At 59.8% G+C, this 24,647-nt stretch carries 26 protein-coding genes; 15 read left to right on the plus strand and 11 right to left on the minus strand.

The features are described 5' to 3' along the window. The first annotated feature begins 52 nt into the window (after positions 1–52). Both HX805_RS28495 and HX805_RS28500 read left to right on the plus strand, forming a co-directional pair. Positions 53–949, plus strand: coding sequence for a LysR family transcriptional regulator (locus HX805_RS28495; protein ID WP_008433274.1), 897 nt, complete (start codon positions 53–55; stop codon positions 947–949). Positions 950–1,000: 51 nt separating this feature from the next. Continuing rightward, the gene (locus HX805_RS28500; protein ID WP_008433275.1) at positions 1,001–1,924 is read left to right on the plus strand and encodes a LysR family transcriptional regulator; all 924 of its coding nucleotides are present in this window, start codon (positions 1,001–1,003) and stop codon (positions 1,922–1,924) included. Here HX805_RS28500 and HX805_RS28505 read toward each other — a convergent pair. Further along, complete coding sequence (locus HX805_RS28505; RefSeq protein ID WP_087692927.1) at positions 1,827–2,531, minus strand: TetR/AcrR family transcriptional regulator; 705 nt, start codon at positions 2,529–2,531, stop codon at positions 1,827–1,829. The genes HX805_RS28500 and HX805_RS28505 overlap by 98 nt on opposite strands. Positions 2,532–2,655: 124 nt before the next feature. On the opposite strand from HX805_RS28505, the gene HX805_RS28510 reads away from it, so the two are divergent. From HX805_RS28510 to HX805_RS28525, 4 genes are all read left to right on the plus strand, one after another. After that, a complete protein-coding gene (locus tag HX805_RS28510) occupies positions 2,656–3,879 on the plus strand; it encodes an MFS transporter (RefSeq protein ID WP_003207907.1) in 1,224 nt (407 codons plus the stop codon). Positions 3,880–3,991: 112 nt separating this feature from the next. Next, positions 3,992–4,372: a type 1 fimbrial protein gene (locus tag HX805_RS28515; RefSeq protein WP_003207908.1), complete on the plus strand. Its 381-nt coding sequence runs from the start codon at positions 3,992–3,994 to the stop codon at positions 4,370–4,372. 22 nt (positions 4,373–4,394) lie between these two features. Beyond that, positions 4,395–5,300, plus strand: coding sequence for a LysR family transcriptional regulator (locus tag HX805_RS28520; RefSeq protein ID WP_003207910.1), 906 nt, complete (start codon positions 4,395–4,397; stop codon positions 5,298–5,300). A 116-nt stretch (positions 5,301–5,416) separates the two neighbouring features. Next, positions 5,417–6,409 (plus strand): MBL fold metallo-hydrolase, encoded by a 993-nt coding sequence (locus HX805_RS28525; RefSeq protein ID WP_102368482.1) that lies wholly within the window; start codon positions 5,417–5,419, stop codon positions 6,407–6,409. Between the two features lie 7 nt (positions 6,410–6,416). On the opposite strand, the gene HX805_RS28530 is transcribed toward HX805_RS28525, so the two are convergent. Then, positions 6,417–7,340 (minus strand): LysR substrate-binding domain-containing protein, encoded by a 924-nt coding sequence (locus HX805_RS28530; protein WP_087692926.1) that lies wholly within the window; start codon positions 7,338–7,340, stop codon positions 6,417–6,419. A gap of 196 nt (positions 7,341–7,536) precedes the next feature. Here HX805_RS28530 and HX805_RS28535 point away from each other — a divergent pair, with 196 nt between their 5' ends. From HX805_RS28535 to HX805_RS28555, 5 genes are all read left to right on the plus strand, one after another. After that, positions 7,537–8,457, plus strand: a complete 921-nt coding sequence (locus tag HX805_RS28535; protein WP_177117519.1) for an ABC transporter permease — start codon at positions 7,537–7,539, stop codon at positions 8,455–8,457. 7 nt (positions 8,458–8,464) lie between these two features. Further along, positions 8,465–9,328 (plus strand): ABC transporter permease, encoded by an 864-nt coding sequence (locus HX805_RS28540; RefSeq protein ID WP_008433279.1) that lies wholly within the window; start codon positions 8,465–8,467, stop codon positions 9,326–9,328. Between the two features lie 62 nt (positions 9,329–9,390). Continuing rightward, complete coding sequence (locus tag HX805_RS28545; protein WP_177067843.1) at positions 9,391–10,971, plus strand: ABC transporter substrate-binding protein; 1,581 nt, start codon at positions 9,391–9,393, stop codon at positions 10,969–10,971. A gap of 5 nt (positions 10,972–10,976) precedes the next feature. Next, positions 10,977–12,482, plus strand: a complete 1,506-nt coding sequence (gene argH, locus HX805_RS28550) for an argininosuccinate lyase (protein WP_023659030.1) — start codon at positions 10,977–10,979, stop codon at positions 12,480–12,482. 11 nt (positions 12,483–12,493) lie between these two features. Next, positions 12,494–14,317: an ABC transporter ATP-binding protein gene (locus HX805_RS28555; protein WP_008433281.1), complete on the plus strand. Its 1,824-nt coding sequence runs from the start codon at positions 12,494–12,496 to the stop codon at positions 14,315–14,317. Positions 14,318–14,361: 44 nt separating this feature from the next. On the opposite strand, the gene HX805_RS28560 is transcribed toward HX805_RS28555, so the two are convergent. From HX805_RS28560 to HX805_RS28585, 6 genes are all read right to left on the minus strand, one after another. Next, positions 14,362–14,658, minus strand: coding sequence for a DUF3144 domain-containing protein (locus tag HX805_RS28560; protein WP_177117520.1), 297 nt, complete (start codon positions 14,656–14,658; stop codon positions 14,362–14,364). Positions 14,659–14,740: 82 nt separating this feature from the next. Next, positions 14,741–16,033 (minus strand): sorbosone dehydrogenase family protein, encoded by a 1,293-nt coding sequence (locus HX805_RS28565; protein WP_177040508.1) that lies wholly within the window; start codon positions 16,031–16,033, stop codon positions 14,741–14,743. Then, a complete protein-coding gene (locus tag HX805_RS28570) occupies positions 16,030–16,458 on the minus strand; it encodes a DUF2231 domain-containing protein (protein ID WP_177117521.1) in 429 nt (142 codons plus the stop codon). The genes HX805_RS28565 and HX805_RS28570 overlap by 4 nt, the downstream gene beginning before the upstream one ends. Positions 16,459–16,581: 123 nt before the next feature. Further along, positions 16,582–18,084: a glycine betaine/L-proline transporter ProP gene (proP, locus tag HX805_RS28575; protein WP_003207926.1), complete on the minus strand. Its 1,503-nt coding sequence runs from the start codon at positions 18,082–18,084 to the stop codon at positions 16,582–16,584. Positions 18,085–18,212: 128 nt separating this feature from the next. Next, positions 18,213–19,103, minus strand: coding sequence for a bestrophin family protein (locus HX805_RS28580; RefSeq protein ID WP_087692921.1), 891 nt, complete (start codon positions 19,101–19,103; stop codon positions 18,213–18,215). Between the two features lie 86 nt (positions 19,104–19,189). Next, entirely contained in the window at positions 19,190–19,696 is a 507-nt protein-coding gene (locus tag HX805_RS28585) for a GNAT family N-acetyltransferase (RefSeq protein ID WP_102368487.1), read from the minus strand. Positions 19,697–19,797: 101 nt separating this feature from the next. Here HX805_RS28585 and HX805_RS28590 point away from each other — a divergent pair, with 101 nt between their 5' ends. Next, the gene (locus tag HX805_RS28590) at positions 19,798–20,706 is read left to right on the plus strand and encodes a bifunctional oligoribonuclease/PAP phosphatase NrnA (RefSeq protein ID WP_177117522.1); all 909 of its coding nucleotides are present in this window, start codon (positions 19,798–19,800) and stop codon (positions 20,704–20,706) included. Between the two features lie 78 nt (positions 20,707–20,784). Beyond that, complete coding sequence (locus tag HX805_RS28595) at positions 20,785–21,480, plus strand: tRNA (adenine(22)-N(1))-methyltransferase TrmK (RefSeq protein WP_177117525.1); 696 nt, start codon at positions 20,785–20,787, stop codon at positions 21,478–21,480. 3 nt (positions 21,481–21,483) lie between these two features. Here the strand turns inward: HX805_RS28595 and HX805_RS28600 are convergent, their stop codons facing one another. Next, on the minus strand, positions 21,484–22,338 hold the full coding sequence (locus tag HX805_RS28600) for an aldo/keto reductase family oxidoreductase (protein WP_177117523.1): 855 nt from the start codon (positions 22,336–22,338) through the stop codon (positions 21,484–21,486). Between the two features lie 71 nt (positions 22,339–22,409). Between HX805_RS28600 and HX805_RS28605 the strand changes: the two genes are divergently transcribed. Further along, a complete protein-coding gene (locus HX805_RS28605; RefSeq protein ID WP_023659027.1) occupies positions 22,410–23,042 on the plus strand; it encodes a TetR/AcrR family transcriptional regulator in 633 nt (210 codons plus the stop codon). 92 nt (positions 23,043–23,134) lie between these two features. Next, entirely contained in the window at positions 23,135–23,998 is an 864-nt protein-coding gene (locus tag HX805_RS28610) for a DNA/RNA non-specific endonuclease (protein WP_008433300.1), read from the plus strand. Positions 23,999–24,017: 19 nt separating this feature from the next. Here the strand turns inward: HX805_RS28610 and HX805_RS28615 are convergent, their stop codons facing one another. Both HX805_RS28615 and HX805_RS28620 read right to left on the minus strand, forming a co-directional pair. Beyond that, positions 24,018–24,197: a DUF1289 domain-containing protein gene (locus HX805_RS28615; RefSeq protein ID WP_003207939.1), complete on the minus strand. Its 180-nt coding sequence runs from the start codon at positions 24,195–24,197 to the stop codon at positions 24,018–24,020. A gap of 4 nt (positions 24,198–24,201) precedes the next feature. Continuing rightward, complete coding sequence (locus tag HX805_RS28620) at positions 24,202–24,573, minus strand: hypothetical protein (RefSeq protein ID WP_177117524.1); 372 nt, start codon at positions 24,571–24,573, stop codon at positions 24,202–24,204. Between the last annotated feature and the right edge of the window lie 74 nt (positions 24,574–24,647).

The raw sequence follows: 24,647 nt of genomic DNA on the forward strand, positions 1-24,647 counted from the left end.
TAGCGATATTTTATTATCTGATAGGATCGCTTTTTCTCATGGGAGATGGCCGATGATCACGTTCAAGCAAATCGACGCGTTGTACTGGATTGCCGAGCTGGGCAGTTTCGAGGCGGCGGCGAACAAGCTGAACATGTCGCAGTCGGCGATTTCCAAGCGCATCCAGGAGTTGGAAGAAACCTTCGATGTGGAGATTTTCGACCGCAGCAAACGCAATGCGCGGTTGACGGAAAAGGGCGCCGAGTTGCTCGACTACGCCAAGGACCTGCTGGAGCGTCGCGACTACATGCTGGAGCGGGTCAGCACCCGTGAAGTGCTGGTGCGCAGGTTTCGCCTGGGGGTGACGGAATTGACGGCTTTCACCTGGTTGCCGGCGCTGGTGGAGGCGTTGCGCGAGGCCTATCCCAAGGTGCAGATAGAGCCGTCGGTGGAGTTGAGCAGTGAGCTGTTTCGCAAGCTGGAGAGTGATGAGCTGGACCTGGTGATCGTGCCTGATGCCTACAGTGATTCGCGCTTCCTGAGTACGCCGCTGGGCAGTGTGGAAAACGCCTGGATGTGCGCACCGGGGTTGGTCAGCGAGGCTGATCCGGTGGGGCTTGAGGCATTGGCCGGGTATACGGTGTTGACCCAGGGTTCGCACTCGGGGACGGGGCTGATTTATGAGCGCTGGTTGGCAGCGCATGCTGTGCAGATGCCGCGCAAGTTGACCAGTCATAACCTGTTGGTGCAGGTCGGGCTGGCGCTGTCGGGGGTGGGGGTGAGTTATTTGCCCAAGGGGTGTTTGTCGCATTTGATCGAGCGCGGGGAGCTGCGCGCGCTGGTGACGGAACCGGCGCTACCGAGGGTTGGGTATGTGGCGTTGCATCGCGGGGATCGGCAGTTTGGCTTGAACCAGAATGTGGCGCAATTGGCGGTGCAGTGTTGTGATTTTTCGCGGTTGTTGTTTTAGTTTTTCGAAGCAGTGAGCGAGTCCTTAAAGACCTACCCGGTGTAATCCATCATGAAACGCCATTTCGAAGATTTGCAGCTGGGCAGCATCGAGCTGTTCTGCCTTGCCGCCGAGGCCAGCAGCTTTACCGCCGCCGCCCAGGTGGCAGGCGTGACCCCGGCGGCGGTGAGCCGCAGCATCTCGCGGTTGGAAGAGCGCCTGGGCTCCCGGCTGTTTGTGCGCACCACCCGCAGCATCCGCCTGACCGATGGCGGCCGGACATTTTTCGAGCAATGCCGCCAGGCGCTGACGCAACTGGTGGAAGCCCAGCAGGAAATGATGGGCGCGCAATCGGTGCCGTCCGGGCTGTTGCGCATCAGCATCCCGACCACCTACGGCCATCACCGGATCCTGCCGCTGCTGCCGAAATTCCGTGCGCTGTACCCGCAAGTCAGCGTGGATATCCACATCAGCAACCGCAACATCGATTTCGTCGCCGAAGGTTATGACCTGGCCATTCGCGTGCGGGCCCAGCCGGACTCGACGCTGATTGCGCGGTTGCTGGAAGACGCCAGGCTGGTGGTGGTCGCGACGCCGTCATACCTGAAGCGTGCCGGCACGCCCCAGGCCCTGGAGGATTTGCCGAACCATGAGTGCATCCAGTACGAATTGCCGAGCAACGGGCGACGCATTTCCTGGCTGTTCCAGGTGGACGGCAAGGAGCGGGAGTTTGCCGGGGAAGCAGGCTACAGCTGCTCTGACGACGTGCTGGGTGGCGTAACCCTGGCCAAGCACGGCGCGGGGTTATTCCAGACCTACAAGTTCATCGTCGAGGAGGAATTGGCCAACGGCAGCCTGGTGGAGGTCTTGCAGCCTTACGGCGGGCGCTCACGGCCGTTTACCTTGCTGTATCCCCATGGCCGCTATGTGCCCCATCGGGTGCGGGCGTTTGTGGATTTTCTGCTGGAGCATCGCGCCGAATGGGCGGCGCTGTAGCGGCGGATAAGTCCCAGGTCAGCATCAGTTGGCCAATGGCAGTATCGATGGCATCAGCGTCGACGCCATCCCGGGCCAGGATCGACACGCCTTGCAGAAAACTGTCGTAGACCGTGGCCATGGCACGTGCATTGGTCTCGGCCGGTAACTGGCCTGCGCGGATGCCGCGCTCGACACAATGCACGATGCCCGCCCGTGTGCGCTCTCGCGAATGGGTCAGCCCATGGGTGACTTGTGCGTTCTCGGGGGAGGGCGCGCTCATCACGCCCAGGGCTACCATGCAGCCTTTGGGATGCCCCTCTTCACACTGCATGCGTGCCGATTGGCGCAACGCCGTCTCGATGGCCTGGCGCGGTGGCAGGCTGTCATCCCAGAGGCATTCGGTGACCTGGGCGAACGTCGCCAGATAACGCTGCACGCACTCCTGGAACAGCGCGTCCTTGGAGCCGAACGCCGCGTAGAAACTCGGCGCGGAGATGCCGCCGCCCAATCCGGCTTTCAACTGGCTCAGGGACGTCGCGTCGTAACCGTGCTGCCAGAACAGGTGCATGGCCTGTTCCACGGCCTGGTCGCGGTCGAAGGTGCGGGGGCGGCCCATCTGTGCCATGTGGAAATCCTCTCGGGTGATGAGATAAATACTAGTCGATACATAAGTCGTTGACAACGCTGCGTGGGGCGCCCAACATTTATATCGATCGGTATTTAAGTCCTCTCGCTCAAGGAGTTTCCCTGTGACCCCCTCAACCACCTTATCGGCAGACGCCGTTCCCGACCGCTTGCCCGTCGGCGCCTTGCTCGCCCTGGCCATGACCGGTTTTATCTGCATCGTCACCGAAACCCTGCCGGCGGGCCTGTTGCCGCTGATCAGCGATGGGCTGGGAGTTTCAGCCTCCATGGCCGGGCAGATGGTCACCGCGTATGCGCTGGGCTCGGTGCTGGCGGTGATCCCGCTGACCATCGCGACTCGCGGCTGGCGGCGACGCAATGTGCTGCTGCTGACCATCGTCGGTTTTCTGCTGTTCAACTCCATCACGGCGCTGTCCTCCCACTACGGGCTGACGCTGTTGGCGCGGTTCCTCGCCGGGATGGCGGCGGGGCTGGCCTGGAGTTTGTTGGCCGGCTATGCGCGGCGCATGGTTGAGCCACATCAGCAGGGCAAGGCGTTGGCGCTGGCCATGGTAGGAACGCCGATTGCCCTGTCACTCGGCGTACCGCTGGGCACCTGGCTGGGTGGGCTGGTGGGCTGGCGCACCACGTTCGGGATCATGTCGGCACTGACCCTGGTGTTGATTGTCTGGGTGCTGGTGAAAGTGCCGGATTATCCCGGCCAGTCGGCCCATCAGCGCATGCCGTTGCGCAAGGTGCTGACCACGCCGGGTGTGCGGCCAGTGCTGGCGGTGGTGATCTCATGGATGCTCGCCCATAACATTCTCTATACCTACATCGCGCCGTTCGTGGCTCCGGCGGGCTTGGTGGACCGTGTGGATCTGGTGTTGTTGGTGTTTGGTATAGCGGCGCTGCTCGGGATTTGGGTGACTGCCCGGTTGGTGGATGTGGCGTTGCGCAAGACGGTGCTGGTCAGCCTGGCGGGCTTTGCGGCGACGTGTTTGGCGTTTGGTTTTCTGGCGCAAGTGCCGGGCGTTATTTACCTCGGCGTGGCGGTGTGGGGCTTGAGTTTCGGCGGCGCTGCGACGTTGCTGCAAACCGCATTGGCGGACGCGGCAGGCGATGGAGCGGACGTGGCACTGTCGCTGAACGTGGTGGCCTGGAACAGCGCGATCGCCGGAAGCGGCGTGGTGGGTGGCGTGTTGCTGGATACCTGGGGCGTGGCGTCTTTCCCATGGGCAATGTTGGTGTTGCTGGCGGTGGGCTTCGCGATTGTGTGGTGCGCGCGACTCCATGGCTTCAAGCCGGGGCACCGGGCCCACGGTAAACCTGTGGTTGGCGGGCACTGATATTTCCAAAGTCTTTGGAAAAACCGCTTCTAACATCAGACAAATCTTAAAATAACCTGCTGCTCGGCCGATATCCCGGGGCATAGGCTTTATCACCCCCGGGAGTATCGGCATGCGCATCAAGAGAATGTCTGCAATCCATGTTGGCCTGTTGTTCAGCCTGTCCGGTGCCTGCATGGCCGCGAGCCCGGTGGGGCAGGGAGTCATCTCGTTTCACGGCAGCATCGTCGAAGCGTCTTGCACACCGCTCGCCGTGGCCAACGGGATGAAACTCAACAATTGCCCTACGTCCGCACGCGGCAGCGCCATCAGCGTGCGCAGTGTGCAACCGGTGGGCTCGGTCACGGCCCTCGACCACAGCGCCGTGAACGTGAAGCTGGTCGCCGACAGTGGCCGGGGAGACCGCTATTACCAGCAGCAATATGCGTTGGTGGATGGCCAAGGGAGGCCTGTGACGTCGGGGCAGTATCTGATTACATTAACGTCACCTTGAGAGATGGCAGTGGATCAACCCGATGAACCTGACTGGACACAACCTCGCGCTCCTGACTTCCCTCAGCGTCTTGCTTGAGGAGAGGAACGTCACGCGGGCGGCGGCGAAGCTCAACCTGACGCAGTCGGCGTTATCCGCGCAGTTGTCGCGGTTGCGTGACCTGTTCGGCGACCCTTTATTGATGCCTGCTCAGTCCGGAAAAGGCATGGTGCTGACAGCACGTGCCGAACATTTGCGTCAGCCGTTGCGCCAGGCGTTGCAGGTACTGGGGACGGTGGTCGGTGACCTTCCATGCTTTGATCCTGCCAAGTCGGACCGGACCTTTGTGATTGGCGCGAACGATAACGCCGCTGCGATCGTCGCGCCCCGGCTGGTGCAGCTTGTGCAGGCTGCGAGTCCTGGGGGCATCCGGGTTTCGATACGTGCGATCGACCAGGTGTTGCTTGGCGATCAGTTGGAAAGCGGCGAGATTGACGTCGCGCTGGTATCACACAGCCGTATCGGGAACCTGTCGCACGAGTTGCTGCTGCAGGAAGAATTCAAGATGGCCCAGCGCGCCGATCACCCTCGCGGATCCGCGCCACCAACGCTGGAGGAATACCTGGGCCTGGAGCATGTGGTGGTGTCGGGTGCCGTGAACAGCTTTCACGGTTTTATTGATGATGTGCTCGCGCAGAAGGGGCGTGCGCGCCGTGTCGCGGTGTCGGTGCCTTACTACAGCATCGTTCCATTGCTGCTGCAGAACAGCGACTGTGTAAGTGTGCTTCCGTCCCGTTTCCTGAGCCGTTATGAGCGCTCGCTGGCGGCCCTTGCTCTGCCCCTCGAGGTGCGCGACTTCAGTTTGTTCTCTGCCTGGCATCCACGGTTCGACAAGGACCTGGCACATCTCTGGTTGCGCGAACAACTCAAGCTCTGCGTGCTTTCCTGACGACATCAGGCCCTGGCAGGTATCTACGCCACACATACCTGGCATGCGGAGTTTCGATTTCAACTATAAAAAACGCTTGAATAGGATGCCGCCGATTCCAACTGGAGAGCTGCACCATGACCAAGCTGACATTTACCCGCGTGTTGAATTACACGGCCCTTGCTGCTGCTCTGGCACTGGGAGCCATCGCGGCACCGGCGGTGGCAGTTGCCGCCGCGCCCCAAGTCAAAACCCAGGCCCCTGGTTACTATCGCACGATGCTTGGAGATTTCGAGGTCACCGCGCTGAGTGACGGCACCATCGATGCACCGTTCGACAAATTGCTGAATGAGCCGGCTGTCAAGACCACTACCGCACTGCGCAAGGCGTTCCTCGGGGTGCCCACTGAGACCTCGACGAACGCGTATCTCGTCAATACCGGCACTCGGCTCATCCTGATCGATACCGGCGCTGGTGCGCTCTTCGGGCCGACCCTGGGCAAGCTCGCGGCCAACCTGCAGGCAGCCGGCTACAAGCCGGAGCAGGTCGATGACATCCTTCTCACGCACATGCACCCGGACCACGTGGGTGGGCTGGTTGCCGAAGGGGTGATGGTGTTTCCGAACGCCACGGTACACGCCGACAAGCGTGACGCCGATTACTGGCTCTCGCCGGCGAGGCTGGAGCCTGCCTCGGCCGACGCCAACAGCTTCGTACCCGAGTTCGCGAAGGGTGCAATGGCTTCCTTGAACCCGTATATCGCGCTTGGAAAGTTCCAGCCTTTCCAGGGCAGCGGGGAGATCCTGCCGGGGTTCAAGGCGCTGTCCAGCTATGGCCATACCCTGGGGCACACCAGCTACCTGGTTGAGAGCAAAGGCCAGAAGATGATTGTCGCCGGTGATCTGATCCACGCCGGTGCCGTGCAGTTTGCCGACCCGTCGGTGACTATCGAGTTTGATACGGACAAGAAAGCCGCCACCACGGCCCGCGAGACCGTGTTCAGCCTGGCTGCGAAAGAGGGCGCGCTGGTCGGCGCGGCGCACCTCTCGTTTCCCGGCCTGGGGCATTTGCGTGGTCAGGGCGCCGCGTGGCAATGGGTGCCGCTGAATTACTCAACCGAACTGAAGTGACTCGCGATTAGTACGCTTCACGGGGAATCATGGAAATAAACTCCGACCTGAAGATACCTTCCATGACCTGCATGAAATCCGAGGCGAGCTTGGAGCGCTGCTGGTGACCCGGAAATACCATCGAAACCTCGAAGGGTATGTCCTGGTCCAGCGGTCTGAACGTAAGGCCCGGGTATTTCGAGTAGGAGGCGGTGAATGGATCACACACGGTGATGCCGAGCCCCCCGGACACCATTCCGCAGGCGGAGTGCGCGGCGGTGGTTTCAACGCTGGAGACGCCTGCAACACCCCGAGCCTCCATGGCTGATGTGATGCGTCGCTGCAAAGGATTGTTGGCGTTCAGGGTAATCAGGCGTCGCCCGTGCAAATCCTCCAGGGTCACCACGTCTTTGGTGGCCAACATATCGTTGGCCGGCATCACGCACACCGCGCTGATGGGTGGCAGGTTGATCACCTGGATCCCGGGATATTCCCCTGAAGGAATCTGCACAAAACCAATATCGATCTGGTTGGCAGACGTCAGTTCCAGGATGCCCACCGAGTTGCGCACATCCAACGAGGTTCTGACCTCGGGGTGCTTTCGCGCGAATCGGCATACCCCCTCAGCCACCACACTGAGCCCCAGCGTGCTCATTGAACTGATCCTCAATGTGCCGGTGCGCAGCGTCACAAGGTCCTCTGCAACCCGCTCGATGCGTTCTATGCCTTGATAAAACTTGTCCACCTCCGCGTACAACACCTGTGCTTCCGCCCCGGGAATGAGGCGATTGCCTTCACGGCGAAACAGTCGAAGGGAAAGGACAATTTCGAGGTCGCGGATGAGCCGGCTGATGGCCGGTTGACTGACCTGAAGTGCCTCGGCGGCGATAGTCATGCTTCCGGTGAGCATGACCGCCCTGAAAGCTTCCAATTGGCGAGGATTGAGTTTCATTGTGGCTCTCGATCGAATGTTGGAGGGCGCATTTTTGCGAGCGTATAACATTTTGTTATGTGCGTCCAACCTGTTACCGGTTTGCTATAAGCATGTAACGGCGCGATGATTTAGTTGCGTGGTTTTACCAAAGAAAAGCCGTTCCCGTTATTAATATCGGGTGCCGCTTAAGTAAAAATAAAAAAGAGGATAGCGCGTGCTGAATTATACCGTCCGCAGGTTGTTACTTCTGCTTCCGATGCTGCTGGGAGTCTCCATTGTGGTCTTCCTGGTCATGCACTTTATTCCGGGAGATCCTGCGCAGCTGGCAGCAGGTCCGGATGCAACAGCGGAAGATGTTGCGCAAATAAGGCAAAACTACGGATTGGATAAGCCGCTAATCAATCAATACCTTATTTATGTCAGGAAAGTTGTCGTGGGTGATTTTGGCGAGTCATTCCAGACATTCACGCCCGTGCTCGAAGGTATAGCCAGAACTCTTCCCGCCACGATTGAACTGACCGCTGCCGGAATGTTGCTTGCCGTCATCATTGGCGTTCCCCTCGGTATTGCGGCCGCTTTGAAGCCCAGAGGCTTCCTTGATAGTTCGCTGACCACCGTTGCAGTTCTGGGCATATCAATGCCTGGCTTCTTTCTGGGACTGATATTGATGCTGATCTTTTCAGCCAACCTCGGATGGTTGCCGCCGACCGGCAGAGGCGGGCTGCAACACCTGATATTACCGGCCTTGACACTTGGTTTGCCGTATGTTGCAACTTTTTCACGGCTGGCCCGATCCACCATGATGGATGTGCTGAGGGAAGATTATATTCGTACTGCCTATGCGAAAGGTGTACCGAGTTACGAGGTAGTACTCAAGCATGCACTTTCCAATGCGGCCATTCCATTGGTGACAGTATTCGGTATGGACTTCGGCCGGTTACTGGGTGGCGCGGTTATTGTCGAGACAGTATTTGCCTGGCCGGGAATGGGGCGGCTCTTGATTGATGCAATCATGGCTCGGGATATTTATGTCGTCCAAGGCACAGTTCTTGTGTTTGCCGCGGTGGTGGTAATTATCAACTTAATGGTGGATTTGGTTTATGGCGTCCTCGACCCTCGCGTCACTTACAACTGAGGCCGATATGAAACTTCCGAAAAAATATCGGTTGGGCTTTGTCAGTTTCCTTATTTCCAATAAGCGCTGGTTCGCGTTTGCTTCATTGATCGTGATCCTGGTGATGGTTGCTGCGGCGATAGCTGCCCCTTTGTTGTTTGATTGGGATTCGGTCACCAAGATCAACTTATCAACGTCCCTTGTCGAGCCCGGTGCAAGTTCCTGGCTCGGCACGGACCAATTGGGCCGTGACTTGTTGGGTCGAGTCGTGTGGGGGGCACGAATTACGCTCACCGTCGCAGTTTCAAGTGTCAGCATTGCGATGGTCATTGGCATCGCTTTAGGTGCGGCGTGTGGCTATTACAACGGCGCCATCGCCGGGGTGGTGATGCGGGTCATGGACTCGATGATTGCATTTCCCCGGACACTGGTTGCCATTCTGGTCATCACGGTGGCGGGCAACAGCATAGTAAGCCTGACACTGGCCATCGCCATTTCAACGATCCCGATTTACGTGCGTTTCTTTGCCGGGCCGGTCATGGCATTGAGAAACCGCGAGTTTGTATTGGCCTCCAAGTCGATTGGCGTCAGCGATCTGCGGCTGCTGCTGATACATATCCTGCCGAATATCGGTTCGCTGGTCATTATCCAGGCCACCGTCTCGCTGGCTGAAGCAATCCTCATTGGTTCCGGGCTCAGCTTTCTGGGGCTTGGCCCGCCGCCGCCCACCCCGGAGTGGGGCTCGATGATTGCCGAGTCGCGGCCGTTATTGACCACCCATCCCTACGTATTGATTGCGCCCGGATTTGCACTGGTTTTGACCATATTGAGTTTCAACATTGTGGGGGATGCGTTGCGAGACTATATCGACCCGAAATCACGTAACGCATAAATGAGTTCGGCGCGGTTAAACACGCCCTGTGTGTCCACCAGAATTATCAAGCGAGAAAGATTATGCGGCGTCTGAATTGCCTGGAAGTATTGATACGGAGTTTCGCTGTTGTCGGCATCCTTGGACTGTCGGCGGGCCTATCGTTTGTTGCCAACGCCAAAGACCTGAAGAAGCTGACATTCGTTCAAGGCGCTGATATCGATACCCTGGACCCAGCGATTTCGCGCAGTGTGCCTTCCTATAACGTGATTAATCACCTGTTTAATCGGTTGGTCGCATGGGACGGTCACGGGCATAACACGTTTGTAGCTGATTTGGCGCAGTCATGGTCAAGGTCCGAGGATGGACGGCAATGGATTTTTATCCTGAAACCGGGAATTACCTTTCATGACGGCACGGCGTTTGATGCTGCAGCGGTGAAGTTTAACCTGGACCGAATCATGAACCCCAAGCTCGGTTCTCCGCACCGGTCCTACTATGCGGATATAGCTTCGGTGGATGCGCTAGCGCCGAATGAGTTACGCATCACCACAAAAAATCCGTCACCCACAATGTTGGAGTTACTGGCAAAAGAATCTTCGTCAATCAGCAGTCCGGCCGCTGTCGTTAAATATGGACGGGCTTATGGGCACCATCCCGTCGGTACCGGGCCCTACGTATTTGATAGTTGGATACCCAACGACCAGGCCGTTATTCATAAGAACAACGCTTTTTATGGAACAACGGCAAAACCGGAAACCATCGTGTTCCGTCCGGTCAGGGAAGATTCTTCCCGAGTCATAGAGCTGCGAACGAACAATGCGGATATCGCGGCAAATTTATCGCCCGAGGCGGCTATTGAATTAAAGGAACTGAATAAATCCACCTTGCTGCGGGTACCCAGCACATTCCAGGTGTTCTTTGAAATGAACCTGACCAAACCGCCCTTTGATGACCCGCGCATACGGAGGGCGGTGAGTATGGCGATTGATCGCCAGGCATTGGTCGACAAAGTGTTGTTGGGATATGGAAAAGTACCCACTGGCCCATTTCCGGAGGGTACGCAAGCCCGACGTGAATTCCCTCCGGTGAAGTACGACCCTGATGCGGCAAGAAAAATAATTAACGAGGTATATCCAGGCGGTTATCCAGGCACCGTAGTTATATGGACCCCGGCGGGACGCTATACCAAAGATCGCCAGGTCGCGGAAGTTGTCCAAGGCTATCTTAACGCCGTGGGGCTGAAGACCGAGTTTAAGGTATGGGAATGGGCAACGTATCAAAAGAACTTGTATCGCCCCGAGCCGGGCAAGGGCACGGGCAAAGGTAGCAATGACGCAAACATGTGGTTACTGGGAACGGGCATATCTGACGCGGATATTCGTTTGCGTCGAAAGTTGTCCAGCGGCGACCCGCAGAATCTCACGGGTTACAGCAACCCTCAGGTAGACAAATTACTTCAGTTGGCCTCGCGTGAACTGGATGAAAAAACACGCATGTCCTATTACGGCCAGATTCAGCAGATTCTATGGGAACAAGACCCGGACAATCTGCCGCTGTTTGACCAGGAGCAAATAATTGGTGTGCGTAAAGCGTTGAATGGCCTGGATGTCGATTATGAAGGGACCATCGATTTGACGAATGTAGAACTTATTGAGCGGTGATTTAAATGTCGAATTTACATGCCAACGAAACACTGTTAACCGACGCTCGCCTGAGTGCTCCTCCCGCTGAACGCATGGTCAAGTACCATGATATTCCGGCACTTGAGACCGAGAAACGTCAGTTTCACGAGTTTGTCGAAGTGGACCTGGCGCACACCGTGATGCTGGTTGAACAGCAGATTCTTTCTGTGTCGGTCGGGCAAGCCATCCTCGCGGAGCTGCGGTTGATTCGGGACATGGTTCCCGCCGACTTCCCGTTTGATGTAAAGAAAGGCAGCTTCCTGCTTCAGGTTGAATCGTACCTTTTCTCCCGGATCGGCGAAGACTCGGCCGGGCAGATGCACACCGGCCGCAGCCGGATAGACCAAGGGGCAACGGTACGCCGCCTGTACGACCGCAAGCGCATCCTGGCGGTGCTGGACCGTATCAATGAGTTCCAGGTGGCGTTGATTCAGAAGGCCTCCACGCATTCGGGCACCATCATGCCCGGCTACACCCATATGCAGCATGCCCAGCCCTGGGTGTTCGGCCACTACCTTTTGAGTTTTACGTCGAGGCTGCACGACAGCTTCAGCCGCTTGATGCACGCTTACACCCGGGTCAATCGCAACCCCCTTGGTGCCGTCGGCCTGGCCGGCACGTCCTGGCCGCTGGACCGTGGGCGCACCACGCACCTGTTGGGGTTCGACAGCCTGGTAGAAAACTCCAAGCTGGGCCGCGAAGCATGGTACGCAGCAGAGACGATTGGCGCATTGTCCTTTGTCATGGCCGACCTGAACGACCTGGCAACCGACCTGCATATCTGGTCGAGCGTCGAATTTGGAACGGTGGAAAGCCACGACGGCTATTGCGGCACCAGCAGTATTTTCCCGCAGAAGAAAAACCCCAGCGGCTTGGAAACCATCAAGAAAGCTGCAGGTGGATCGGTGACCTGGCTCAGCACGGCCCTGGCCACTTTCCGGTCCGAAGGTACCGGCGACCAGGCGATGCGCGACCTGCCGTTGATCCATGATGCGCTGGCCACCACCGAAGGCATGCTGGACCTGTTTACCGGCATCATTGAAACCCTGGTGGTGCATGAGGACCGGATGACAGCCCTGCTCTCCGGGAGTTGGTGCACCGCCAGCAACCTCGCCGATGTGATCGTTCGGGACCGGGGCATCTCTTTCCGCCAGGTCCACCACATCGTGGCCCGCCTGGTGCGTAACTGTCTGTACGAGGGCGTGGCTCCTGCCGGGGTGACCGGCGCCGCACTGGATCAAGCCAGCGTGGAAACTGTCGGCTCAACCCTGGGCTACTCGGATGCCCAGGTCCGCGATGCTTTGAACCCGCGCCGTTTTGTCGAGACCCGCACTTCCGCGGGCGGCGTCGGCCCGGACGAGGTCCGGCGATTATTGTCGATCGCCCAGAACGAACTGGAGCAGGACCGTGAGTGGGTTGCGCAGAGCCGGCGCAAGGTCGATCAATCCCGTGCCGACCTTGACGCGGCCATCTCGGCGATCGTCGATTAAAGGAGCGCCCCATGAACGAGAATTTGGTAGCCCGGGTGAAAAACCTGAGTGTCGGCTTCGGCACCAGAGGGCGCGAGACGCCGGTGGTGCGCGATGTGTCCTTCGAGGTGATGCGCGGTCAGACGCTGGCGATCGTGGGTGAGTCCGGCTCCGGCAAATCCGTCACCTCAATGGCGATGATGGGCCTGATCAAGCGCGCCGGCGGACGGGTGCTTTCGGGCTCGATGGAGCTGCAAACCAGGAATAACCAGATTGTCGACCTGGTGGCGGCGCCCGAGTCTGTCATGCGCACACTGCGGGGCTCGTCCATGTCGATGATCTTTCAGGAGCCCATGACTTCGCTGAATCCGGTCTTCAAGATCAGCGCGCAACTCATCGAAGGCATCTTGCTGCATCAGCGGTGCAGCCGTGCGCAAGCCGAAGCCCAGGCATTACGCATGCTGGACCTGGTGCGTATTCCGGATGCGAAGCAGGTCATGAACCGGTTTCCCCATGAGCTTTCCGGCGGCATGCGCCAACGGATCATGATTGCGATGTCGCTGGTCTGCGAGCCCACACTGCTGATCGCCGACGAGCCGACCACAGCGTTGGATGTGACGGTGCAGGCGCAGATCCTGCGGATTATCAAGGAGCTGCAAGATAGCCTGGCCATGGGTGTGATCTTTATCACCCACGATATGGGCGTGGTGGCGGAAGTCGCAGACCATGTGATGGTGATGAAGAAAGGCGAGACCGTTGAGCAAGGTCCGGCAAGGGCAGTGCTGCAGGAGCCCAGGCAGCCCTACACCCGGGCATTGCTGGCGGCTGTTCCAAAAATCGGCTCAATGCGTGGCACTCAACTTCCCGCAAAATTTGCCTTGATCGATGATGACGTCGCAGCGGGTGCAGAACCTGCGCCTGGCGTGGCCCCGGACTACCAGAGTCCGCCGGTGCTCAGAGTCGAGTCGTTGTCCATTCGGTACGACCTCAAAGGTGGTCTCCTCGGGAAGGTCCGGCGCCGTGTGCATGCCGTCGAAGGCATCGACTTTGATATCTACTCAGGTGAAACGCTGGCCCTGGTGGGCGAGTCCGGGTGCGGGAAATCCACCAGCGCTCGTGCGATTGCCGGGCTGATGCCGATACAGGGCGGGAATATCGTTTTCGGTGGCAAGAACCTTACGACGTTGAACAAGAGCGATATGAACTCGCTGCGCCGCGATATCCAGATGGTCTTCCAGGATCCCTATGCATCCCTGAACCCGCGTCTCACGATCGAGAACAGCCTGCTGGAGCCGCTGCATGTTCATGGCATTGCACATGGCGCGCAAGCACGAAAGCAGGTGCGAATATTGCTGGAGAAGGTGGGGCTGTCGGCGGAGCATGCACAACGCTATCCGCACGAGTTCTCGGGTGGGCAGCGACAGCGGATCTGCATCGCGCGGGCGCTGACTCTGTCTCCGAAGCTGATCATCGCCGATGAAGCCGTCTCGGCGCTGGACGTGTCCATTCAAGCCCAGGTGATTAATCTCCTGCAGGACCTGCAGCGCGAGATGGGCATTTCATTCCTGTTTATTTCCCATGACCTGGCGGTGGTCGAGCGGGTCAGCCACCGGGTCGGGGTGATGTACCACGGACGCATCGTTGAGATCGGGCCACGCCAGTCAGTGTTCGAGCAGCCTCAGCACCCTTACACCCAAAGGTTGCTGAGCGCGGTGCCCTCGGCGGACCTGAACGTGCCCAGAAAGCCGTTCAGCCTGATGGAGGAGAGCGTGCCCAGCAGGATTTACGAGGTGGGCTACAAGGCTCCGCCGATCAGTTACCGCGAGGTCGCCGCGGGCCACTTCGTTGCAATTTGAGCGCCGGGTATCACAGGTCGACACACCGCCCTGTGCGGGCGGGTTCAACTGCCCTTAACGAGCATGTACTTGCTGAAATTGTTGATGTGATCATCAAGATTATCCTCAAGCATCATCCGGTACTGATCACAGAAATACTTCAGCATCGCCTCACGCGCCTGGGCCATTTCTTCGCCGGATTTAAAGCTGCGTGCGCTGACCCAGGCATTGAAGCGTGTGGTGCCGAACATCATCGAGGCGCTGACTTTGCCCAGGTCGGCGAACGCCCTGAACTGCTTGTTGGACAGCTCGATGTGCGCGTCCGCGCGATCATAGAAGCCGTTGTCGGTGGTGTCTGGCATTGCGGTTACCTTCCTGTTCGTGAGTGCGGCGAAGGTACCGCCGCGCTCCACAGGAAGGCAACCACATCGGCCGCTTCAGGCCTTATTTATTGCGCGTCACCCTCCACACCGTGTTGGCCAGGTCATCGGCAATGATCAGCGCACCCTTCGGATCAACCGTGACCCCCACCGGCCGCCCGCGAGTCTTGCCATCGTCCCCGCGGAAACCCGTGGCGAAGTCCAGCGGCTCACCGGCAGGCCGGCCATTGCTGAACGGCACGAAGATCACCTTGTAGCCCACCGGATTGTCCCGGTTCCAGCTGCCGTGCTCGCCGACGAAGACGCCGTCGGCATATTTCTCGCCCATGGCCGGGATGGAAAAATCGACGCCCAGCGCGGCAACGTGGGAACCCAGGCTGTAATCCGGCTTGATCGCGGCGGCGACCTTGGCCGGGTTCTGCGGTTGGGCGCGGGTGTCGACGTTCTGGCCCCAATAGCTGTAGGGCCAGCCGTAGAACTCGCCTTCGCGCACCGAGGTCAGGTAATCCGGCACCAGGTCCGGCCCCAGTTCATCCCGCTCGTTGACCACCGCCCACACCTGCCCGGAGCCCGGTTGAATGGTCAATGCCGTCGGGTTGCGCAAGCCGGTTGCATAAGGCTTGTGGGCACCGGTGGCGGCGTCGATCTGCCAGACCATCGCCCGGTCGATCTCGACCTCCATGCCGCGTTCGGTGATGTTGCTGTTGGACCCGATGCCCACATACAGCGAGCGGCCGTCGGGGCTGATCGCCAGGGATTTGGTCCAGTGGTGATTGATCGCGGCGGGCAGCTCGGTGACGGTGGTGGGCGGGCCACCGGCCTTGGTCTGGCCGTCTGCGTAGTCGAAGCGCACCAGCGCATCCTGGTTCGCCACGTACAGCTTGCCGTCGGCAAAGGCCAGGCCGTAGGGCGCGTTGAGGTTTTCGGCGAATACGGTTTTCAACTCGTAGGTGCCGTCACCGTCGGCATCGCGCAGCAGGGTCAGGCGATTGCCGCCCTTGACCTTGGTGTTGCCCTCGGCCTTGATCACGCTGGCGATCACATCCTTGGGCTTGAGTTTCGCTGCGCTGCCGCCCCGGCCTTCGGCGACGAGAATGTCGCCGTTGGGCAGCACCAGGGTCTGGCGCGGGATCCGCAGGTCGGTGGCGATGGCCGTGATGCTGAAACCCTCGGGCACCGTAGGTTTCTGCTCGCCCCAGGCCACCGGTTCGGCGATCTTCATGCTGGGCAACAGGCCGCGCTGGGGTTCCGGCAGCTTGGGGTCGGGGCCACGAGCCTGAGTGCTGTCGGCTTCGCCACCGCAGGCGCTCAACAACATCGCCATGCTTAAAACGGTCAGCGTGCTGGAAGGCTTCATTGGGCACCTCCCGAGCGCAGGTTGGTCAGCCCGACCCACGTGGTCACGCAGGCCAGCAGGGTCACGACGGCAGACAGCACCAGGCCCGAAAGCATCACGGCCCAGGCATCCTTCGCATGCTCAAAGGCATTCACCAGGCCCAGCGCCCAGGTCACCAGCAACAGCAGGAAGTACACCGTGGGGCGCCCGGCCTTGCGGTCGGCACGCAGCAGGTTGACCAGTGCAAACAACCCCGCCAGCCCGCAGAACAGCAGGGCGCCGGCGATCAGCCAGGCGGCGAAGTTGCTCCATTGGATCTGGTAGGTCTGGTAGTAGGCAATGTCGCTCAGCAGGGCGCCGAGAAACAGCGGGACGGTACCGGCCAGCAAGGTCGCGTGAAGCGGACCAGGCGTGCAGCGGTAGGTGAGGGTGGTGGTGTCGGTCACGGGCGGCTCCTTATCGTTGAGCGGCCCTGATGAGGCTCATCAGGGCCGCGCTGACTGCGCTTAAGGAAGGAGCGTGCTGCTTGCGCGTTAGTTCACCCGCGATTCGTTTCCAAATATGTTGCGTCAGTTGATGCGTGGATGTTGCTGCACCAGGTTTTCACGCTTGGCTTCCAGCTCGGCGATTTGCGCGTCGATATCTTCGATCTTCTGCTCGATATTATCTTCGTGCTCCTGCAGCAGCTCCTTGGCTTCCTCGATATCCGACGCCGCCGGTGCCGCGCCGCGCAGGGGTTTGTTGGCGGTTTCCTTCATGGTCAGGGCGGTGAAAAGCCCCAGTACGGCGAATACCATCAGGTAATAGGCCGGCATGTACAGGTTGTTGGTGGTCTCCACCAGCCAGGCCATGGCGGTTGGCGTGAGGCCGGCAATCAGGATCGAGATGTTGAAGGCGCTGGCGAGCGCGCTGTAGCGGATGTGGGTAGGGAACATCGCCGGCAGGGTGGACGCCATCACGCCGATAAAGAAGTTGAGCACCACCGCAATGATCAGCAGCCCCGAGAAAATCAGCCCGAGCTTGCCGCTGTTGATCAGCATGAACGCCGGAATGGCGAGAAAGAACAGTGCGATGCTGCCGAACAGAATGAAGGGTTTGCGCCCGATCTTGTCGCTGACAAAGCCAATCATCGGCTGCACGAACAACATGCCGACCATGATCGCGATGATGATCAACACGCCGTGATTTTCGCTGTAGTGCAGGTTGTGCGACAGGTAGCTCGGCATGTAGGTGAGCAGCATGTAGTACGTGACGTTGGTCACCACCACCACGCCGACACAGGTCATCAGGCTGCGCCAGTGCTTGGTGGCGACTTCCTTGAACGAGACTTTCGGGCCGCCCGCCAGGCCTTCGCGGTCACCTTGTTCGAGTTGCTCCACGTGCTGTTGAAAGGCCGGTGTTTCTTCCAGGGCATGACGCAAGTAGAGCCCGATCATGCCCAGCGGCAGGGCGAGGAAGAACGGCAGGCGCCAGCCCCAGGACTGGAAGGCGTCTTCGCCGATCACCGCCGAAATCAGCACCACCACGCCCGCGCCGAGCACGAAGCCGGCGATGGAGCCGAAGTCCAGCCAACTGCCGAGGAAGCCGCGCTTGCGGTCCGGGGCGTATTCGGCGACGAAGATCGAGGCACCGGTGTACTCACCGCCCACCGAGAAGCCCTGGGCCATCTTGGCCAGCAGCAACAGGATCGGCGCCCAGATGCCGATCGAGTCATAGGAGGGGATCAGTCCGATGGCGAAAGTGCTCAGGGACATGATCACGATGGTCGCCGCCAGGACCTTTTGCCGGCCGTATTTGTCCCCCAGCCGGCCAAAGAACAGGCCGCCCAGCGGGCGAATCAGGAACGGCACCGAGAAGGTCGCCAGGGCCGCGATCATCTGTACGCTGGGAGACGCTTCGGGGAAGAACACCTTGCCCAGCACATAGGCGACAAAGCCATACACCCCGAAGTCGAACCACTCCATGGCATTGCCCAGCGCAGCGGCGGTGATCGCCTTGCGCATCTTGGCGTCGTCGACGATGGTGATGTCATCCAATCCAATCGGATTGACGGTTTTCTTGCGTGATTTCATGGGAATACTCAGCCGCAGGTCCATTTCGATGCCACTGTTTTGGTGGCATGCGCTTAATGGGTCAGATACATGCGGACACTGAATAATTCACCACTGGCTGGATTTTTTTGTTAATGGCCCGGCAAGGATTAACTGATCCGCTCGCCCCCCAGGGAATCACGCTGCATCGACTGCAGGTTTTTCTCGATGGTTTCGCAAAGGGCTTCCATCTGGATCTGGTGCTCGCTGTCGCGGAACGGGCTTTGCAAATCGGTGCCGATGCGTTCGATGGCCAGCAGCATGAAGCCCACCACCGTGGACGCCAGCGGGGTGAACCAGCCCAGGGATTCCACCAGGCCCACCGGCACGATCAGGCAGAACAGCGAGATGAACAGCCGTGGGAAATACACGTAAGGGTAGGGCAGCGGCGTATTGGCGATGCGCTCCATGCCGCCCTGGCTGTTGGACAAATCCACCAGGGTCGACTCCAGCCGCGCCAGGCGAATGCTGTCCAGGCGCCCGGCCTTGTATTCCTGGGCCAGCAGGGCTGCGGAGCCGTTGATGATGTCGTTGGAAAAGTTATTGGTACTGGTGCTGCGGGCGAACTCGTCGGCCGGCAGGAAGGCGCGGATTTCTTCCGGGCAAGGCTGGCCCCGCAAGTGCGCCGCCAGGCAGTTCACATACGCCACGTGACGGCGCAGCAAGGTCGCCTTTATCGGGTTGACCTCATTGTCCGGGTCATCCAGCAGCGTCAGCACTTGCCGGGCGAAGCTGCGGGAATTGTTGACCATCGCCCCCCACAACGTGCGTGCCTCCCACCAGCGGTTGTAGGCGCTGCTGTTGCGGAAACTGATCAGCACCACCAGCGCCGAGCCGAGTAGGGTGAGCGGCATCAGCGGCAGGTTGATCTTGCTGTTGAGGAACAGCATGAAGTCCACGGTGACGGCGATATCCCAGAGCAGCAGCCAGAACAGCGCCCAGCCTACATAGCCCATGGTCTTGATGATCAGGCGGTATTTTTTGATGATGGCAGCTTTCAAACGGAAACCTCGCGGCGAGCGGTAAACATCAATGCCCTAGCTCGGACGGTGTTTACCGGGTAAAGGTTCGCCGGGGGGCCGGGTCTTCAGGCCTGGAATGTCAGGACAAAGCGGTTTTCGCCCTGGGGCTTGCCGTCCGGTGCGGGCTGGTCGGGCACGAAACCGCAGCGGGTGAGGACTTTTTGTGAGCCCACATTCTCGGGGTACACGTACGCCACCAGTTGGGTCAGTGCCCAGCGCGCCTGTGCCTCGCGGATCAGATGGTTCAGCGCCAGGGTTGCCAGCCCTTGCCCGCACGAGCGCTCACCCACGCGGTAGCCGACTTCGGCAGAGCCCTTTGGCGAGTCGATGCTTTTCAGGTTGGCGCGACCGACGATTTCGCCGCTGGCGTCTTCGATCACGAACGGGTGCCATGTGCCGGTGGCCAGGCCAGATAGATAACCGTCAATATGCTCGGCGACGCCCTGCACCGAGTAAAACGATGGGTCGCGCGCCTCGATATGCGACTCGAACCAGTCACGGTTACGGGCTTCGAAGGCCAGCAATGCTTCAGTGTCCGTACTGCTCAGCTCGCGAACGCGAAATGACGTCATTGCTCGAATCTCCCAGGTTGTTCTGTGCATTTAGTCATGTTTTCGTCATAAAGGCGTGTGAAATTTGCCTGCCAAAAATATGAAATCATGGAGTTTTTCCGATGAGGGTAGTCACCTCCGGCTCGGCGTATCTGGACATCGATGCATACGCCTGCTGCATTGCGTATGCCGAGTTGTTGAATCGTCAGGGAATCGAGGCGCGTGCCGTCAGCAGTGCTCCACTGAATGCCAGCATCTCCAGGACCGTGCTCGGCTGGCGATCGTCACTGGATGACTACCGACCCGGGCCCGGCGATGAGTTTGTGATGGTGGATATCTCGGACTTCCACCACTTCGACCCGGTGGTCGTGCTCGATCAGGTGGTGGAGGTGATTGACCATCACCCGGGGTTTGAAACCTATTGGGCGCAGAGGCTGGGAAGTGCCGCAGACATCCGTTTGATCGGTGCAGCAGCGACGCAGGTTTTCCTGCGTTGGGAAGCGGCCGGTTTGTTGCCGCTGATCAGTGAGCACAGTGCCGCGCTGCTGGCCACGGCAATCCTGGACAATACCCTGAATTTTACCGGGCAGTTGACATCCGCGGAGGATGTTCGGGCTTATGAAACCCTCGCGCTGCTGGCGAAACTCGCGGCGGGCTGGCCTGAGCGGTATTTCTCCGAGTGCCAGGCCACTATCGAGTCAGACCTTGCAGGCGCGTTGGCGGGTGACCTGAAGTGGCTGAAAGCCGACAGCAACCTGCCGCAGGTTTTTGCGCAGATGACGGTGTGGGATGCCGGTGCGCTGATCCGAAAGCATCGCTCGACCATCGCTGATTGGCTGGCGGCGCAGGGGGAGGACTGGCTGGTGAATCTCATCAGTATCCGCGAGTGCAGAAGTTATTTCCTGGCTGAGCCCAGGGTCAGCCAGGAAAAACTGAGCCAGTTGCTTTCCATCGACTGGCAGGCCGGGATGGCGGTGCTGGATCGTTCGCTGTTGCGCAAGGAACTGGTAAGGCTGGCGGCCACTGATTGACGGCGCTCACCAAAGTGACGTTCCTCTTTGATGAACCCGCAATACAATGGCCAGGGTATTACCGAAAAGGAACGGCAGTTGAACGAACACACATTGTCCATGCGCCTTGAGCGCGTGGCGACGCACGTCCCCGCCGGGGCGCGCCTGGCGGATATCGGCTCCGACCACGGCTACCTGCCGGTGGCATTGATGCGCCGCGGCGCCATCGTGGCGGCGGTGGCGGGCGAGGTGGCCCTGACGCCGTTTCGCGCAGCCGAGCGCACGGTGCGCGAGAACGAGCTGGAGCAACACATCACCGTACGCCTGGCCAGTGGCCTGGCGGCGATCGAGCCGGGAGACGGGATCACCGCGATCAGCATCTGTGGCATGGGCGGCGAGACCATCCGCGACATCCTCGACAGCGACAAGGCGCGTCTCAGTGGCGAGGAGCGCCTGGTGCTGCAGCCCAACGGCGGCGAGCAACCGTTGCGCCAGTGGTTGATGGAGAACGGCTACCGCATCGTGAGCGAAGAGCTGCTGCGGGAAAATCGCTTCTTCTACGAAATCATCGTTGCCGAGCACGCCGGGCCTGTGACCTACACCGCCGAAGAACTGTACTTCGGCCCGCTGCAAATGCAGGCCCGCAGCCCGGAATTCCTGCTCAAGTGGCAGCGCATCCTGCGCCACAAACAGCAGACCCTGAGCGACTTCGCCCAGGCGCGGCAAGCGGTGCCCGAGGACAAGATGCAAGAGGTCGCCCAGCAGGCGCGGTGGATCGCAGAACTGCTGGCGTGAGGGTCAGCCTGCGAGGGTGTTCAGCTCTGCGAGTACCTCATCCGAAAGATCCAGCTCGCCCACCGCGATGTTTTCCCGTAGATGGGTGACCGAGGACGTTCCCGGGATCAGCAGGATATTGGGGGAACGGCGCAGCAGCCATGCCAGGGCCAGTTGCATCGGGGTGACGCCGAGGCGCTGTGCGACGTTCGACAACACCGCTGACTGCACTGGCGAGAACCCGCCCAGCGGGAAGAATGGCACATAGGCAATGCCGTCCCGGGCCAATTCGTCGAGCATCACGTTATCGTGTTGGTGGGCGATGTTGTACAGGTTCTGGACGCACACGAAGCGCACGATTTTTCGCGCCTCGGCGACCTGCGTCGGGGTAACGTTGCTGATGCCGATATGGCGTATCAGGCCCTGTTGTTGCAGCTCGGCAATGGCACTCAGGGGTTCCTCGATCGAGCCTTCGGCAGTGCCCATCACGCCGTGCATGGCCCGCACATTCACCACGTCCAGCACATCCAGGCCCAGGTTGCGCAGGTTGTCGTGCACGGCCTGGGTCAGCTCGGCCTTCGACGAAGCGTTGAACCAGGCGCCATCGTCGCCACGGCGGGCGCCTACCTTGGTGACGATCGTAAGATCGTCTTTATACGGGTGCAGTGCCTCACGAATAATCTGGTTGGTGACATGCGGCCCGTAGAAGTCGCTGGTGTCGATATGGTTCACGCCGCAAGCGACGGCCTCGCGCAGTAAGGCCAGCGCTGCATCACGGTCCTTGGGCGGGCCAAACACGCCTGGGCCGGCCAGTTGCATGGCACCGTAGCCGATGCGGTTGACGGTGCGATCGCCGAGATTGAATGTGCTGGTGGTCATGGTCGGAGCTCTTGCTTGACGGGAGGAAGCCTATAATATGAAGGATCCTTCAGGTTTAGAATTCGCATTCCATGAGCCCTCTCAAAGCGTCGTTAAAGCCAAGAAAATCAGCGGTCCAGGCCCGGTCGGCGGCGACGGTGGAAGCGCTGCACACGGCAACCCTTCAGGTTTTGACCGCTCAGGGCCTGGTCCGCTGCACCACGACCCGCGTGGCCGAGCGGGCGGGCATGTCGGTGGGCAGTCTCTATCAGTACTATCCGAACCGCGATGCACTGCTTGCTGCGGTATTGGAGAAGCATCTGGTGCAGGTGGCCGAGACCGTCGAGCAGGCGTGCGATCAACACCAGGGCACCACGGTGGCGGAAATGGCATCGGGGTTTGTCACGGCTTTTCTCGCCGTGAAGCTGATGGACCCGACGGCGTCCAAAGCCCTGTATGCCATCGCAGGTGAGCGGGGCGGTGCGGAGCTTGTGGCGCGGATCAACAAGCGGGTGGTGGCCGCGATTGCAGCGATGTTGGCGACGGCGTCGGATGCGCGTTTTGAAGACCCATCCCTTACCGCCGCCATCTCGCTCAGCGCGGTGGTGGGACCGGTTCGGGCGTTGCTTGAAGGCAATGCATCTGCGGCCTTTGAAGCCGGCCTGGAACAGCAGGTGACCCGCATGCTGCGAGCTTATCTTCAAACCTATCAGTCACTTACGTAAACCGTGTTCAGGGTATTTTGCAGCGCTGCTTCGCACTAAAGTCACATCCATGGGTCCATAAGCCCCGCAATCGAACTTTGAAGATTTAACCCATGCACCTACGCAAAATTGCAGTTGGGCTGTCGGCCCTTGTTTTGCTCTCCACCGGGGCGCAAGCCCGTGGCCTGCTGGACCTCATCACACCGCCTCAATCCCATACCTCCCGCTCGGGCTCCATCAGCCAGGGCGCGGCCCTGGATCTGTATTCAAGCCAACAGAAAAAGCCATCGTTCGACAGTTGCGCCGACCTGTTCCCGGCCGCACAACCGATCAACACGGCCACCGTGCCGGCCACCATGAAACCCCTGGCGCTGTGTTCCGATAATTTCGCGGTGCTGTACTCGCAAACCAGCAAGACCCCGCTGGTGGTGGTCGAACGCCTGAATGCCGGCCAGTTGAAGGATGCCAAAGGCGAAGAACGCACCAACCAGTTCTACCCCGACCCGCGTATTCCCAAAGGCGCGCGCGCCGAGTTGAGCGACTACCGTGGCCAACACCCGGCCGTGGACCGTGGCCATCAATCCCCGGCGGCGGATGCGCCGAGCACCAACGCCATGGCCCAGTCCTTTGCGCTGTCGAACATGGTCCCGCAAGACCCGACCAACAACCGCAAGATCTGGAGCAAGGTCGAGGCGGACGTGCGCAAGTTTGCCAAGCGCGCCGACGGCAATGTGTTCGTGTTCACCGGCCCGTTGTTTGACCCGGGCTACAGCACCATTGGCGACAACAAGGTCTGGGTGCCGACTCGCCTGTTCAAGCTGGTTTACGACGTGTCGTCCAAGCGCGCCTGGGCGTATGTACTGCCCAACGCTGAAACCCGTATCGAGAAGCCGATGGACTACGCGACGTTTGTGAAAACCACCGGGCTCAAGTTGCTCGGGAATTTGCCGGTGACGGGGTCCGTCGGGCGTACTTGACGGCCTGAAACCGGGTGCGTCACTTGCCCTTTTTCAACGTCTTCAAGCGCAACGTTGCGCGCTGCACAGCGGCCATCTTCTCTGGCCGCTTCATCTTTTTCCATTTGCGAATATCGTCCTTGGTGCGTCCACAACTCACGCACAGCTCACCACTGAGCTGGCAGGTTGAGACGCACGGGTTCTCGATATCTTTAGCCAAGGCTTTACCCCTTTACCGCATACAGTTTGAGCAGGCGCAGGCGCCAATTGCCGCCATGCTGCAGGTGGCATTCTTCCTCGGAGTCGAAGCGCACGTAGCGGTCCGAAGAAGGGCGATCCACCCCGGCATCCTCCAGCGCGGTGGCCGTCAGTTCGCGCATGCGCAGGTCCAGTCCGGTAGAAAGGGCCAGTTCCCGGTTCGCCCTGGTATCGAATACCCAGATGACCAGCAGGCTTTGGGCAAAGGCCTGGTAGTCGACTTCGTGGGTCAGCCAGTCGAAGCCGGTAATTTCGGCTTTCGCGATCTCACAGGCATAGGTCAGGGTCGCGACCAGGCGACGTTCGATGCGTGCGCTGTCGCGTTTGCTTGAAGACATGGGGAGTCCTTGAGGAGCGAGGAGGGTGATGATACGCGAGAGATCCACTGTAGGAGCTGTCGAGCTTTAGCGAG

Origin of the sequence: Pseudomonas sp. G5001 (assembly GCF_013385475.1) — a bacterium.
Lineage (GTDB): Bacteria > Pseudomonadota > Gammaproteobacteria > Pseudomonadales > Pseudomonadaceae > Aquipseudomonas.